At 66.1% G+C, this 14,275-nt stretch carries 12 protein-coding genes, 1 tRNA gene and 1 pseudogene; 12 read left to right on the forward strand and 2 right to left on the reverse strand.

Annotation, left to right across the window (positions count from 1 at the left end; translation table 11 throughout):
- Window positions 1-5 precede the first annotated feature (5 nt).
- From VF168_03580 to VF168_03625, 10 genes and pseudogenes are all read left to right on the forward strand, one after another.
- Window positions 6-605: an FtsQ-type POTRA domain-containing protein gene (locus VF168_03580; protein ID HEX7003248.1), complete on the forward strand. Its 600-nt coding sequence runs from the start codon at window positions 6-8 to the stop codon at window positions 603-605.
- On the forward strand, window positions 598-1,824 hold the full coding sequence (gene ftsA / locus VF168_03585) for a cell division protein FtsA (protein ID HEX7003249.1): 1,227 nt from the start codon (window positions 598-600) through the stop codon (window positions 1,822-1,824). Before VF168_03580 ends, ftsA begins: the two co-directional genes overlap by 8 nt.
- A gap of 34 nt (window positions 1,825-1,858) precedes the next feature.
- Window positions 1,859-2,920, forward strand: coding sequence for a cell division protein FtsZ (gene ftsZ, locus VF168_03590; GenBank protein HEX7003250.1), 1,062 nt, complete (start codon window positions 1,859-1,861; stop codon window positions 2,918-2,920).
- A gap of 30 nt (window positions 2,921-2,950) precedes the next feature.
- On the forward strand, window positions 2,951-3,478 hold the full coding sequence (locus VF168_03595; GenBank protein ID HEX7003251.1) for an NUDIX hydrolase: 528 nt from the start codon (window positions 2,951-2,953) through the stop codon (window positions 3,476-3,478).
- A complete protein-coding gene (gene ribF, locus VF168_03600) occupies window positions 3,469-4,362 on the forward strand; it encodes a riboflavin biosynthesis protein RibF (protein HEX7003252.1) in 894 nt (297 codons plus the stop codon). Before VF168_03595 ends, ribF begins: the two co-directional genes overlap by 10 nt.
- 44 nt (window positions 4,363-4,406) lie before the next feature.
- A complete protein-coding gene (gene rlmB, locus VF168_03605; GenBank protein HEX7003253.1) occupies window positions 4,407-5,141 on the forward strand; it encodes a 23S rRNA (guanosine(2251)-2'-O)-methyltransferase RlmB in 735 nt (244 codons plus the stop codon).
- On the forward strand, window positions 5,142-7,064 hold the full coding sequence (locus tag VF168_03610) for a S9 family peptidase (GenBank protein ID HEX7003254.1): 1,923 nt from the start codon (window positions 5,142-5,144) through the stop codon (window positions 7,062-7,064). It abuts the gene before it with no gap.
- A 131-nt stretch (window positions 7,065-7,195) separates the two neighbouring features.
- Complete coding sequence (rpsO, locus tag VF168_03615; protein ID HEX7003255.1) at window positions 7,196-7,468, forward strand: 30S ribosomal protein S15; 273 nt, start codon at window positions 7,196-7,198, stop codon at window positions 7,466-7,468.
- 181 nt (window positions 7,469-7,649) lie between these two features.
- Window positions 7,650-9,734, forward strand: a pseudogene (gene pnp / locus VF168_03620) (polyribonucleotide nucleotidyltransferase).
- A 425-nt stretch (window positions 9,735-10,159) separates the two neighbouring features.
- Complete coding sequence (locus VF168_03625; GenBank protein HEX7003256.1) at window positions 10,160-11,818, forward strand: ribonuclease J; 1,659 nt, start codon at window positions 10,160-10,162, stop codon at window positions 11,816-11,818.
- 40 nt (window positions 11,819-11,858) lie between these two features.
- On the opposite strand, the gene VF168_03630 is transcribed toward VF168_03625, so the two are convergent.
- Together VF168_03630 and VF168_03635 are read right to left on the reverse strand one after the other, a co-directional pair.
- Window positions 11,859-12,482, reverse strand: a complete 624-nt coding sequence (locus VF168_03630) for an NUDIX domain-containing protein (GenBank protein HEX7003257.1) — start codon at window positions 12,480-12,482, stop codon at window positions 11,859-11,861.
- Window positions 12,479-13,486 (reverse strand): phosphotransferase, encoded by a 1,008-nt coding sequence (locus tag VF168_03635; GenBank protein HEX7003258.1) that lies wholly within the window; start codon window positions 13,484-13,486, stop codon window positions 12,479-12,481. Before VF168_03635 ends, VF168_03630 begins: the two co-directional genes overlap by 4 nt.
- Before the next feature lie 54 nt (window positions 13,487-13,540).
- Here VF168_03635 and VF168_03640 point away from each other — a divergent pair, with 54 nt between their 5' ends.
- Complete coding sequence (locus VF168_03640) at window positions 13,541-14,020, forward strand: hypothetical protein (GenBank protein ID HEX7003259.1); 480 nt, start codon at window positions 13,541-13,543, stop codon at window positions 14,018-14,020.
- A gap of 161 nt (window positions 14,021-14,181) precedes the next feature.
- Window positions 14,182-14,258: transfer RNA gene (locus tag VF168_03645), tRNA-Pro, on the forward strand.
- Window positions 14,259-14,275: the final 17 nt, after the last annotated feature.

Consider the following 14,275-nt stretch of genomic DNA (forward strand, 5'->3'; position numbering starts at 1 on the left):
TCTGAGTGCGGCCGTTGCTCGTGGTGCTGGCGCTGCTGGCCGTGGCGCTGCTGATAGGCAGTCGTTTCTATCCGACCATCGAGACCGTGGCGGTCAGCGGCAACTCCCACTACGACCGGGAGGAGGTCAGGGAACTCGCCGGCGTCGAGCCGGGGGGAGCCCTCCTGTGGGTCAACCGCTGGAGCCTGGCGGAGCTGGCCAACGACCCATGGATCAGGCGGGCCAGGGTCATCCGGCACTGGCCCGACACGGTCTCGATCAACGTCTGGGAGAGGACGCCGGTCATCACCGACGGAACCTCGAGCTGGGCCGCCGACGGCACCCTGTTGCCCGGGGTGAGCGAGGAAACGAAGGCCGGACTGGTGCGCCTCGAGGGATGGGGCGAACCCCGTCTGGAGGAGGCGTTGAAGCTTCTGGAGCTATTGTCCCAGTTCGGGCCCAGGGTGATAAGCTACTCGCCGGAAGGCTTCGACATCGAGCTGCGCGAGAAGAGCCTATACACGCCTGGAGTGGCCGTGCTCGAGCGTCACTGGGCCGCCTGGACGAATCAGCGAGGGAGCCGCGTGGCGGTCTACCCCTGGGGAGTGAGCGAGAGAGATGACTGACGAACGCATCATCGTCGGCCTCGACATCGGTACAACGAAAATCTGTACCGTCATTGGCGAGATCGCCAGCGATGGCGTGCTTGACGTTATAGGCGAAGGCACCGTCCCCAGCGACGGCTTGCGCAAGGGGGTAGTGGTCAACCTCGAGCGCACCATCGAGGCGGTCCGTCAGTCGATCGCGGCGGCCGAGCGGGTTGCCGGCGTAGAGGTGCAGAGCGCCTGGGCCGGCATCGCCGGAACCCACCTGAAGGCGCAGACCAGTCACGGCATGGCGGCCATCAGGCGGGGCCAGGAGATCAGTCGCTCGGACGTCGAACGCACGATCGAGAACGCTAGGGCCGTACCGCTCGAAGCCAACATGGAGATCATCCACGTCATCCCGCAGGAGTACGTGGTGGACGGCCACGATGGGATCAAGGACCCGGTTGGGATGTCCGGGGTGAGGCTCGAGGTGGACGTGCACATCGTCGCCGGCGCCCAGGGCCCCCTGCAGAACCTCAAGAGGTGCGCGCGAGACGCCGGCGTCGAGGTAGACGGGGTCGTGGTGCAGGCGCTGGCCTCCGGCTTGGCGGTACTCAACGAGAGCGAACGCGAGCTCACGACGCTGCTCATCGATGTCGGTGGCGGCACGACCGACATAGGCGTGTTCCGCCGCGGCACGCTCACCCACTCCGCCGTCATCCCTCTCGGTGGCGACCACATCACCCAGGACATAAGCCAGCTGCTGCGCATCCCTCCCGATGAGGCCGAGAGGGTGAAGAAACGTTACGGGGTGGCGATGCCCGACCTCGCCGATCGGGAGGTCGTGCTCGAGGTGGCCAACCCGAACTACACCGCCTCCCTCTCCACCTTCGAGCTGGCGCAGGTGATAAAGCCGAGGGTCGTGGAGATCCTCGACCTCGTCAAGCAGAACATCGAGCAGCGCATGGGCGCCCTCGAACTGCTGGCCGGCAACGTCGTCATCACCGGCGGCGCCTCGCTCATGCCCGGTTTCGACCAGGTCGCCACCGAGCGCTTCCGGCTGCCGGTGCGGATCGGCAAACCGCACGGCGTCTCGGGCCTCGTGGACGTGGTCGCCAGCCCGGCGCACGCGACCGCCGTGGGCCTGGTGCGTTACGGGATGCGCTTCGGCCAACCTGAACGGGTGGCGGTCGCGCGTGGCGAACGCAATGGCGGGATCCTGACAAGCCTCCGCAATATCCTCCGAGAATTCTTTTGAACCGTAGATATCTGACCACCAGAGGAGCTCCCGAATGAACAACGACAACGCAGTCATTCGCGTCATCGGCTTGGGCGGCGGCGGGAACAATGCCGTAAACCGCATGATCGAGACCGGCCTCATGGGGGTCGAGTTCGTCGCCGCCAACACCGACGCCCAGGTCCTCGCCACCTCCCTGGCCGACACCCGCATACAGATGGGCGACCACCTGACCAAAGGGTTGGGCGCCGGAGCGAACCCCGAGATCGGGGAGAAGGCGGCGGTCGAGGATCGAGATCGGATCGCCGAGGTACTGCGCGGCTCCGATCTGGTCTTCATCACCGCCGGCATGGGCGGCGGCACCGGCACCGGTTCGGCCCCGGTGGTCGCCGAGGTCGCCCGTGAACTGGGCGCCCTCACGGTCGCCGTGGTGACCACACCCTTCCAGTTCGAAGGGCCCAAGCGCACCCGCCAGGCCGAGGAGGGCCTGCGCCGCCTCGAGGACAAGGTCGACGCGCTCATCGTCGTCGAGAACCAGCGCCTCCTCTCCTCTCTCGATCGCAAGGTCAAGCTGTCGGACGCCTTCCGGGTGGCCGACCGTGTGCTCTACCATGGGGTTCGCGGGATCAGCGACGTCATCAACATGCCCGGCCTCATCAACGTCGACTTCGCCGACGTCAAGGCGCTCCTCTCCGGCGCGGGCACCGTGCTGATGGGCATAGGCGCCGGCCGGGGCGAGAACCTCGCCGAGCAGGCCGCCGAGAGCGCTACCCACTCTCCCCTGCTCTCCCGTGGGGTCGAGGGCGCGCACCACCTGCTCATCAACGTCACCGGCTCGGAGGAGCTCACCCTTTTCGACGCCAACGAGATCGTCGAGAAGATCAGCGAGGCGACCGAGGTCGAGGACGTCAACGTGCTCTTCGGCGTCACCTACGACGAGGCCGCTGCCGACGAGGTGCGCGTGACCGTCATCGCAGCCGGTTTCGAGCACGAACCGCGGATGAAGGTGCTGCGCCCTACCCAGATGCGGCAGAACGCCACCGCTCGCGGCTACGACCCGTCCAACTACGACATCCCGGCGTTCTTGCGCTACAACCCCGACAGCGCAGAGAACTGAGGTCAGCGCCGTCGGATGGTGGGCGAGTAGATGAGCGGGAGGCCCAAGGGTAGCCCGAAAGCCAGCCGAGAGGTCATCTACGAGGGGGCGATACTCGACCTGGTTCGCCTCGACGGCAAGTGGGACGTGGTGGAGCACCTTCCCGCTGTGGCCATCCTCGTGCTCGAGGGCCGCCAGGTCCTGGGAGTACGGCAGACCAGGCACCCGCTGGCAGAGCGGACCTGGGAGATCCCGGCGGGACTGATCGACGAGGGCGAGTCACCCGAAGAAACGGCCCGCCGTGAGCTGGCCGAAGAGGTAGGCCTGGGCGGCCGGCTCGAACTGGTCACGCGGATCTACACCTCCCCCGGATTCACCGACGAGCTCATCTACCTCTTCGAAGCCAGCGACCTGGAGCCGGCGCACGCCGAAGGCGACGAGGACGAGGAGCTGGAGCTGGCCTGGATGGATGTCAAGGAGGCGTGGAACGCCATCAGCGAGGGCAGGATCGCGAGCAGCGCCCCGACCCTGGTGGCGCTTTCGTACGCCATGGCTCAGCTCGGGATCAGATGCAGGTAGTCAACGACCCGGACCTGCTCGACCTGGACGGCGCGGTCCTCTCGATCGGCAACTTCGACGGGGTGCACTGGGGTCACCGCCAACTCCTCGGCCGCATGAACGAACTCGCCCGCCCCGCGGGTACGCCCACGATAATCCTCACCTTCTTCCCGCCCTCCAAGGTGGTGTTCGGCGACCAGCCGTTCCTCTGCAGCGAGGCCGAGAAGCTCGAGCTGCTCGCCGCCTTCGAGCCCGACGCCGCAGTGGTCGTCCCCTTCAGCCTCGAGTACTCGCGCACCGACAAGCAGGTCTTCCTCGACCAGATTTCACGGTTGAAACCGCAGGCGATCATCGTTGGTGAGGACTTCCGCTTCGGCCACAAGCGCCAGGGCACCCTCAACGACCTGAGTCGCGTCACGGGCAAGCTCGAAGTGTTCGGCCTGGTAGAGCGAGCCGGGGAGGTCGTCAAGAGCTCGGCGATCCGCGAGTACCTTGCGCAGGGGCAGGTAGCCCACGCCGCCCTGCTGCTGGGCGAGCCGTACCTGGTGATCGGGCGGGTAGTGGAAGGCGATCGCCGCGGCCGGCAGATCGGCTACCCGACAGCCAACCTGGGAGTGCCGGAGCGCAAGGCGATGCCGAAGGGCGTCTTCTCCGTCCTCGTCGACACCGGCGAGGGGATCTTCGCGGGCATGGCCAACAGCGGCCCTCGTCCCTCGTTCCCAGACGCCGCACCGGCCTGCGAGGCGCACCTCTTCGACTTCGACGGCGACCTCTACGGACGCGAACTGAGGGTCCGGTTCATCGAACGGATCCGCGGGCAGCTCGAGTTCGGTTCGCTCGACGAGCTACGCGCCCGCCTCGACGAGGACGCCAGGGTGGCGAAGGAGCAGCTGGCGCGTCTCTAGGAGCGCCGTCCCAGCCGAGAACGACCCGGCGCTATACTCGCTCCATGCTCATCTACGGGAAGAACGCCGTCAGCGAGGCGCTGGAGCAGGGGCAGGCCCAGCGCGTGATGGTGGCGCTTGGGGTCCGCGAGTCGACGGTCCGCGACATCGAGAAGTTGGCGCGGCGCGCCCAGGTGCCGGTCGACAGAGTGCCCCGCATAGACCTCGATCAGGCCCTAAAGACCACCTCGCATCAGGGGGTGGTCGCCGAACTACCCGATCTCGACTACAGCGCCGAGGAGGCGCCGTTCGAACTCGCCGCCAGCCGCGGCGAGAAGCTCCTGCTGGTCCTCCTCGACCAGGTCCAGGACCCCCGCAACTACGGGGCCATCATCCGCAGCTCGGAGGTACTCGGCGCTCACGGGGTGGTCACCGAGGAGCGTCGCAGCGCGCCTCTGTCGGCGGTGGTGGCCAAGACCGCCGCGGGGGCGACCGCGCATCTCCCGCTCGTTCAGGTGAAGAACCTGGCCCGCTTCATCGACGACCTCAAGAGCCGGAACGTGTGGATCTACGGCGCCGACGCCGGTTCCCGAACTACCCCGGAGATGATCGATTGGGACCGCGACGCTGCCCTTGTCATGGGGTCCGAGGGGACGGGGCTGAGGAGGCTCGTGCGCGAGAAGTGCGATGAGATAGTGGGCATCCCGACGAGCGGCCGTGTCTCCTCGCTCAACGCCTCGGTCGCCGCCGGCATCATGCTCTACGCCGTGCAGGCGGGGCGCTCGAAGGGGGACCGCTAGGTGGCCCGGCTTGAGAGCGGCGACCTGCTGCGGCTCGAGTTCGTGTCCGATCCGCGAGTGGCGCCCGATGGACGGACGGTCGCCGCCGTCATCACCGACATCATCAGTTCCGAAGACGCCCCTCCTCGTTACCGCTCCCGCGTCGAACTGTTCGAGGTCGGCGGCGGCTCCCGGTCTCTCGCCCAGCCCCCCTTCAGTGACACCTCCCCGCGCTTCTCCTCCGACGGTCGCTCCCTCGCCTTCCTCAGGAAAACGGAAAAGGAGGAAACCGCTCAGCTCTGGCTGGCGAACCTGGACGACGGAGACCTACGGCAGCTGACCGAGGAACCGGGTGGCGTCGAAGGGTTCGACTGGCACCCCGCCTCGAACCGCATCGCCTACCTCGCCGGGGGCCAGGAGAAACCGAAAGAACCGCCCATCGCGAGAGAGATAGAGCGCCTCCGCTACCGCTTCGACGGCAAGGGGTACCTCGCGCAGGTTCCTCGGCGCCTCAGGTTGGTGGAGTCCGACGGCACCGTCGGCGAACTGGACACGGTGGGCCTCGACGTCGAGGAGCTGGTTTGGAGCCACGATGGAAGCTACCTCGTGCTCGTAGCCGCCCGCGATCAGGTCGAGTCGGACGAGGAGAAGCGGCGCCTCTGGCGTCTCGACCCGGCCGGCGGTTCGCCGCGGCCGTTGACCGAGGCGATGCGCCTCTGGGCCCCCAGCCCGGGTCCCCGCGGCGAGATCGCCTTCCTCGCACCCGCCGACCCACAGCAGACCGCCGGACCCGGCGCGGTCTGGCTCGTTTCCGAGGCGGGCGACGACCTTCGGCCGCTCACCGGCTTGGGTCACGACCTCTCCCCCTCCCCCGGAGGCGACTGCCGCTACGGCGCCCATCCCAACCGCCCACTCTGGCTCTCTGCGGACGAACTACTGGTCAACCTCAACAGCAACGGCTGGAGCAGCTTGACTTGCCTCTCGAGAGAAGGGGAGCTGGCCGATACCGCCGGCACCGGGGCGGTCGTGACGGCCTTCCATGCCGCCGGAGGGACGGTCGCTTACATCGAGGAGAGCTCGGCCCGTACCGGTCAGCTCTACGTCCGGCCGGCCGAGAGGGGGGCGCGGAGGCTCACCGACCTGAACAGCGATCTGTCGGAACGTGCCGGCTTCGTGGAGGCGAAGGGGCCGTTCACTCCGGAGGCGGCAGGCGGCGCCCAGTACTGGCGGTTGGATCCCCAGGAGCCTCGGGACGACCTGGCCATCGTGGTCCAGGTTCACGGGGGACCGCACACGAACGTGGGCCACGGCTTCTACTTCGAATACCAGTTGCTCGCCGCCAACGGGTACACGGTGATCTACGGCAACCCGCGAGGCTCCTCCAGCTACGGCCAGGAGTTCGCCACCGCCATCCTGGGCGGCTACGGCACGATAGACGCCGACGATGTCCTCGCCTTCGTCGACGACGCCCTCGCCTCGCACCCCGACCCAGGAGCTCCCGTCCACCTGACGGGCGGCTCCTACGGCGGCTTCATGACGAACTGGCTGGTTGCCCACACCGAGCGGTTCCGCTCGGCGGTCACGCAACGAAGCATCTGCAACTTCGTCTCCTTCTACGGCACCTCCGACATCGGCTGGTGGTTCACAGAGCGGGAGCTGAAGGGCGATCCGTGGGAGGGGTTCGAGCGACTCTGGCAGCAGAGCCCACTGCGCCTGGCGCGCCGGGTGGCTACTCCTCTGCTGATCATCCATTCCGAGAGCGACCTGCGCTGCCCGCTGGAACAGGCACAGCAACTCTTCGTCGCCCTCAAGCGAAGCGGCAAGGCTCATACCAAGCTCGTCATCTTCCCCGAGGAGAACCACGAGCTCTCCCGCTCGGGCAGGCCGGACCGCAGGGTGAGGAGGCTGGACACCATCGTCGGGTGGTTCGAGGCCAACGCCTGAAGCGACCGTCGCCCGATTTGGAGCGGCGCGACGCGCTGTGCTAGACTTTCACGTTGGTCGACTAGGTCGGTACCAATCTATCCGGTCCGACTCGGTCGCACCCCGCGGGCACACGCCCGGGAAGGATATCTATGCCACTGACCAAGGAACGCAAGCAGGAGATCGTCGAGAAGTACGGCAACGGCAACCCGAACAACACCGGTTCCACCGAGGTTCAGGTCGCCCTGCTCACGGCGAGGATCGAAGAGCTGAGCGAGCACCTGCAGCGCAACACCAAGGATCACCACAGCCGCCGCGGGCTGCTCACCATGGTAGGCAAGCGCAAGCGGCTCCTCGCCTACCTCGAGCGCGAAGACTACGAAGGCTACAAGAGCCTCATCCAGAGCCTCGGACTCCGTCGCTAGGACGTGAGCTGTCCGGGCTCCACAGCAAAGTGACGCTCCCGGCGCCTATGGGGTCTATCCGGCCCCGTTGGCGCCGGGTTCTACTTTCGACCGAACTATTTTTCGCCGGCGGCGGAATATGCCGTCAAGGATCCGCAAGCGCCTTCGAGCGCGACACACGAGGAACGACTAAGGAGAGAGAGTGAACGTACCGGAAGGCAAACGCTACACTTTGACGCTGGGCGGCCGCGAGCTGGTCCTGGAGACGGGCAAGTACGCCAAACAGGTCTCCGGGAGCGTGCTGGCGCGCTACGGCGACACGGTGGTGCTGGTTACCGCCCAGATGTCGGATGACGCCAGCCCCATGAGCTTCCTGCCGTTAACCGTCGAGTACGAGGAGCGTCACTACGCGATCGGCAAGATCCCGGGCTCCTTCATGCGCCGCGAGGGCCGGCCGGGCACCCAGGCGACGCTGAACGCCCGCATCGTCGACCGGCAGATCCGCCCGCTCTTCCCCAAAGGGCTGCGCAACGAGATCCAGGTGATCATCACCGTGCTAGCCGCCGACCGCAAGAACGATCCGGCTCACGTGGCTGCGATCGCCGCTTCCGCGGCCCTCTCCCTCTCGGACATCCCCTGGGACGGTCCCACCGCCTGCGCCAAGGTCGGCTACATCGACGGCCAGTACGTGCTCAACCCGACCCTCGACCAGGTCGACGACGGCACCTCGCAGCTGGAGCTGACGGTCGCAACGACCAGTGACGCTGTCCTGATGGTGGAGGCCGCCGCCGACGAGCTATCGGAGGACGTCATGGTGGGCGCCATCGAGTTCGCCCAGCGGGAGCTTGCGAGCGTCACCGATCTCATCTCGAGGATGCGCGAGGACCTGGGCCAGCCCAAGCGGAGCTTCACCCCGGCGACCGACCTCTCGGAGCAGACGGTCGAGGAGATGAGCCGACGGGCGCGCGAAGCGGGCCTGCGTGACGCGCTCCTCACGAAGGGCAAGCACGAGCGCGCGGAGGCGATCAAGGCACTCCGCAACGAGATCATCGAGCAGATCGTTCCCGATCCGGAAGCCGAGGGCGCCAAGGAGCGCATCCAGGAGCTCAAGGCGGCTTTCTCGAAAGCGGAGCAGGCAGAGCTGCGCAAGCTGGTCATCGAGGAGGACCTGCGCACGGATGGTCGCTCCCCCGCTGACATAAGGCCTATCTGGATCGAAGTCGGCGTCCTGCCGACCGCTCACGGCTCGGCCGTCTTCACCCGCGGCGAGACCCAAGTGCTTTCTGTCGCCACCCTGGGTACGGGGCGCGACAACAGACTCGTGGACGATCTGGGCCTCGACGACACCGAAGAGTTCATGCTCCACTACAACTTCCCGCCCTACTCGACAGGTGAAGTCAAGCGGTTGCGTGGGGTCTCCCGGCGCGAGTTGGGCCACGGCAACCTGGCGCGGCGCTCGCTCGAGCGGATGATCCCCAGCCAGGAGGAGTTCCCCTACGTCATCCGGGTGGTCGGAGAGGTGCTCGAGTCGAACGGTTCGAGCTCGATGGCGACCGTCTGCGCCTCTTCGCTGGCGCTCATGGACGCCGGCGTTCCCATAGAGAAACCGGTCGCGGGCATCGCGATGGGTCTGGTGAAGGAGGGGGAGCGCTACAAGATCCTCTCGGACATCCTCGGCTCCGAAGACGCGCTCGGTGACATGGATTTCAAGGTCACCGGCAGCCGCGACGGCGTAACCGCCCTGCAGATGGACATCAAGATCACCGGCATCACCGCGGAGATCATGCGGGAGGCGCTCCGCCAGGCCCGCGAGGGCCGGCTCCATATCCTCGGCCTCATGGGCGACGTCCTCCCCTCCTCGAGGCCCGAGATCTCCCAGCGCGCTCCCCGTATCGTCACCGTGAAGATCCCGGTCGACAAGATCGGCACGGTCATCGGACCGGGCGGCAAGCAGATCCGCGAACTCGAGGCCCTGGGCGTGAGCGTCGAGGTTGGCGAGGACGGCAACATAAAGCTGTACAGCGAGGACGCCGCCGCGGCCGAAGAGGTGAAGCGGCGCATCGAGGCGATGACCGCGACCGCAGAGGTCGGCAAGGTGTACCAGGGAACGGTGGCCAAGGTGGTCGACTTCGGCGCCTTCGTCAACCTCTTCCCCGGTACCGATGGACTGCTTCACATCTCGCAGATCGCCGAGGGCAGGGTCGAGAACGTCTCCGAACACCTCAAAGAGGGCGACAAGATCGAGGTCAAGGTCAACAGCATCGACGATCGCGGCAAGATCGACCTGGTGCGTCCCGAACTCGAGGGCAAGATAGCGCCTCGCCGCGGAGGCGGCGGTGGTGGAAGATCCGACAGGAGCGGCGGACGCAATGGCCCGCGGGGCGGCCGCGGTCCGCGCAGCGGAGGGGACCGTGGGGAACGCGGGGGCCGGGACAGAAGCTGACCGGAGACGTCGTCGACGGCCGCTGGAACGGCGGCCGCTGACAGGATGGCGGACCGCACCGGCCAGTGGGCTCGGGTGAGCCCGCTGTGCCGCTCCGGCCCTGAAGGCGCGCGCTGGGCGCTTGGCCCCGTGCCGAGAGAACTGAAACCTGAACGGAGATGACCATCCGCTGCCCAGGCAGGAACCGGGAGTTGCCGCGCGATAGCCGCGTCCACCCCGGGGTCTGGCGCAAAAGCGGTGGATAATCCGGAGGAGAAGAAGAGGAACATATGGCAAGACAGGACGAACGGAGCCTCCGCATCATCCCCCTCGGCGGGATGGGCGAGATAGGCAAGAACATGTTCGCGTTCGAGTACGAGGACGAGATCCTCCTCATCGACGGTGGGCTCGCCTTCCCCGATGCAGACATGCTGGGCGTGGACATCCTCGTGCCCAAGATCGACTGGGTCATCGAGAACGCCGGCAAGATCAAGGGCTGGGTACTCACTCACGGTCACGAAGACCACATCGGCGGTCTCCCCTACATGCTCAAGCTGCTGCCCAAGGTGCCCATGTACGGCGCCAAGCTCACGCTGGGTCTGCTGCGCGGCAAGTTCGAGGAGTTCAAGCTGAGCGAGAACGACGTCGACCTGCGCGAGGTCTCCACCGACGCGCGGGTGAAGATCAGCAAGAACTTCACGGTCGACTACTTCCGGATGACCCACTCGATCCCCGACAACAGCGGACTGGTCATCCACACACCGATCGGGCGCATCGTGCACTCGGGCGACTTCAAGCTCGACTACAACCCGGCCGACGGCAAGACCAGCCACCTGCACAAGCTCGCACAGGCTGGCGAGGATGGCGTGCTGCTCCTCATCTCCGACTCGACGAACGCCGAGAGGCCGGGCTACACCCCGTCCGAGAGGGACGTCAAGAACGCGGTCGAGGACATCGTGGCCAGGGCGAAGGGCAGGGTCATCGTCACGACCTTCTCGTCGCACGTCCACCGGCTCCAGAACTTCATAAGGGTGGCCGAGGCGCACGACCGCCGGGTGGTCATGGAGGGCCGCTCGATGGTCAAGAACGTCTCCATCGCTCAGGAACTCGGCTACCTCGAACTCAAGAACCCGCTCGTCTCGACAGACGATATCGGCGACCTGCAGGACGACAAGCTCCTCTTCCTCTGCACCGGCTCCCAGGGCCAGCCTATGGCCGCGCTTTCACGCCTGGCCTCAGGCACGCACCGGAAGATCCAGCTGACCGCCGGCGACACGGTCATCATGTCGTCCAACCCCATCCCGGGGAACGAGGAAGCGGTGGGACGCGTCATCAATCAGCTATACGAGCGAGGGGTCAACGTCTTCTACCCGCCCACCTACCGGGTACACGCGTCGGGGCACGGCAGCCAGGAGGAGCTCAAGCTGATCCTCGATCTGACCCGGCCCAAGTTCTTCCTGCCCTGGCACGGTGAGGTGCGCCACCAGGTCAATCACCAGCGACTGGCGGCCGGCATGTCGAGCGCGCCCAAGAAGAGCCTCGTGGTGCAGAACGGCGACGTCATCGAACTCACCAAGAACGACATCCAGGTCGTGAGCCAGATCGAGTCCGGAGTCGTCTTCATCGACAGCGTTGGCAAGAGCACTGACCAGATCACCGAGCCGATAATCCGCGACCGGCAAATGCTCTCGAACGAGGGTGTGGTCGTGGTCATGGCGCTAGCCGGCAAGCAGCCGAGCGTGGAGGTCATCACCCGCGGCGTCGCCCAGCAGAACGGTGAGCTGAGTCAGGAGATCCAGCGCATCGCCCTGGAGAACCTCAAGCGCGGCATCCGCGAGAAGCGCAGGCTCAACGACATCAGGGACGACATCTTCTACCCGGTGAGGCGTTACCTCAGGAAGGCGACCGGCAGGAATCCGCTGATCGTGCCTACCGTGATCGAGGGCTGAGTCCGGCGCCCTTCCGTCGCGTCGAACCGCCGATCGAGCGCTACGGAGCCGTCACCCCGGCCAGCCAGTGAGACAGCGCTAACAGCTGCTCGGTGACCGTACCGCGCGCCTGTTCGATCAGGTCGCTCGTCACTAGGAGCGCATCGTTCTTGCGCAGCTGACAGTCGAAACCGGCTACCGGCACCGGGGTGCCGTCCCGGTAGAGTTCTATCGCACGACTTAGCGGCAGTTCGTAGAGCAGGTATACCTCCGCGCAGCTGAGGCTGTACTGCTCCAGTGGCCAGTCGTTGACGAGTGCGAACACCTCCTGGAACTCTCGGTCGACCGCGTGCTCGTAGCTGCGCTGGCTGCGCCAGGTCCCCAGGAACGCCAGCCGTTCCGGCGTCACTTCGAGCCCCAGCTCCTCTTCCGCTTCTCTCGTAGCGTCGAAGGCGCTCTCCCCCGCCGCCAGGTGGCCACCCACGGTGACGTCCACCTTGTTCGGCTCCAGGTCCTTTTGACCCGAGCGACGCTGAAGGACGAGGTAGCCGTCCTCCCGGACGATCCAGAGGTGGAACACGCGGTGCCAGTCGCCGTCGCTGTGCACCTCGCTCCTCGGCTTGGTGACGCCCGTCTTCTCACCCGACTCGTCCAGCACGTCGAGCAGCTCATCTCGAGGGCTCATCGCTGCATTCTATCCGCGGGTCCGGCGACGCCCTTCATCGCGATGTCGACGATGTTGCCTGGCGCGAAGAGACTCCTCAATGCTTGGAGAGCGCTCGCTCGTGAGGCCGCGACGTTCGCTGACAGCGCCTCCTCGGCGTAAGCCGCGATGTCCTGCACGGCCCAAGCGCAACGGTAGTAACTGAGCAACTCCTCGTCGACCAACGGGTCCCCGTAGCCGGCCAGGAACGCCTCCGTCTCCTTCGGCTTCACCAGCCCGCGCCCGATCCCCTTCATCACGAACATCAGATCGCGCTCTTTTGGCGCCAGCACCACCTCATCCCAGTCGATGATCCACCACTTGCCCTTGCCGTCGACAAGCAGGTTCCAGCCGTGCAGGTCGGCGTGGCAGAGTACGTGCGGCGCTCTCCGCTCACGCAACTCCTCACCCACGGCGTCGACGTAGTCGAGCAACGCTCTTATGACATCGCGCTTCGCGACGAAGAGCTCTTCGAGTTCGACCGGCTTCTGACCGTTCGCGAGGAGCAATGGTTGCTCGCCTGAGTCGCCGAGAAACTCGCGGCGTGACGGCACGAACGACTCGGTTCCAAGGCTCTCGCGAACCTCACTCGCCAGCGTCGCCTCGTGGATCGACCGCACGGTCCGTCCCAGTTCGTTCCAGCTCTGGAGGTCGAGGCCCGCCTCGGCAACGGTCCGGGCGTCGAGCCACGGGTAGAGGACCAGCACGGAACCCGGTAGGTCGACGAAGAGCTCTCCACCTGCAGTCCTGACCGGTCCCAACGCCTCTTCGATCCCCAGTTCACGCAAGTACGCTGGTACCAGGAGGCTGGCGGTCCGGAAACTACGCTTCGTCCGCAGTTTCAGAACGTGAGCACGGCGATCCGCCGTATCGACCCGGTAGACGAGTGAGTCAGCGTCCGCGCCTCCGGCAAGCCCCGTTACAGATTTCGCCTCGAGCTCGTACCTCTCGATCAGTATCCTCTCGATTTCGACAGGCGAATCCACTGAAATGAGAGTAACCTCCCATCCGGTGACTCTGAGGCGGGTCTAACCTGCGGCATGAAACGTACGACAGCTGTAGCGATAATCGTCTTGATTCTCGGCTCGCTGGCGCCAGTCACGGCGCAAACTCCATTCCCCGACATCGCCCCGTGCCACTGGGCAGCCGACGCCGTCAACGAGATCGCCGGTATGCCCGAGGTGGAGATCGAGCGCGCCAGAACCAGCGTCTACCTTGCTCAGAACGCCGTACAGCAGGTTTTCGAGGGGCTTCGCTGCGGAACGCCTGAATGGAGCCAGGCCTTCCTCACTGGAGAGCCGGCGACGTGGCCAGAAGAGCTTGGGACGGTCGACTTCTCGCTGCAAGTGAGCAACGTTCAGCTCGCCCAGGACACCGGCACTGCTCAAGTGAACCTCTCGCTGATATCCGATGGCCAGAGCGTGGACCGTTCCGGCCAGGTAGACCTAGTGTTCGACGAGGGGCTTTGGCGAGTCGCCTACGGCAGCCTAGCCCAGCTCGACCTGCCGATTTTCCCCTGACCACCGGGTGTCGCTCCGCAGGCAGAAAGTCAACTCCGTGGCGCTCGAACGGCATCGCTCTGCGTTGACGCCCCCTCGCCCAGCCGGTATCATCCTCTTTGCGGTCGACACCGTAGTTCGTCGATCGGCTTCGGCCGATAGCCGTATTCGGGACCGCCCGACGGGGTGTAGCGCAGCCTGGTAGCGCACTTGACTGGGGGTCAAGTGGTCGTCGGTTCAAATCCGGCCACCCCGACCAATGCCGTCCTAGACGGG

This window comes from Trueperaceae bacterium, assembly GCA_036381595.1.
GTDB lineage: Bacteria > Deinococcota > Deinococci > Deinococcales > Trueperaceae > DASVCN01.

Bases quoted from the DNA above. Each gene is read 5' to 3' on its own strand.
- ftsA (HEX7003249.1), top strand. From the start codon at position 598: ATGACTGACGAACGCATCATCGTCGGCCTCGACATCGGTACAACGAAA.
- ftsZ (HEX7003250.1), top strand. From the start codon at position 1,859: ATGAACAACGACAACGCAGTCATTCGCGTCATCGGCTTGGGCGGCGGC.
- VF168_03595 (HEX7003251.1), top strand. From the start codon at position 2,951: ATGAGCGGGAGGCCCAAGGGTAGCCCGAAAGCCAGCCGAGAGGTCATC.
- ribF (HEX7003252.1), top strand. From the start codon at position 3,469: ATGCAGGTAGTCAACGACCCGGACCTGCTCGACCTGGACGGCGCGGTC.
- rlmB (HEX7003253.1), top strand. From the start codon at position 4,407: ATGCTCATCTACGGGAAGAACGCCGTCAGCGAGGCGCTGGAGCAGGGG.
- rpsO (HEX7003255.1), top strand. From the start codon at position 7,196: ATGCCACTGACCAAGGAACGCAAGCAGGAGATCGTCGAGAAGTACGGC.
- VF168_03625 (HEX7003256.1), top strand. From the start codon at position 10,160: ATGGCAAGACAGGACGAACGGAGCCTCCGCATCATCCCCCTCGGCGGG.
- VF168_03630 (HEX7003257.1), bottom strand. From the start codon at position 12,482: ATGAGCCCTCGAGATGAGCTGCTCGACGTGCTGGACGAGTCGGGTGAG.
- VF168_03640 (HEX7003259.1), top strand. From the start codon at position 13,541: ATGAAACGTACGACAGCTGTAGCGATAATCGTCTTGATTCTCGGCTCG.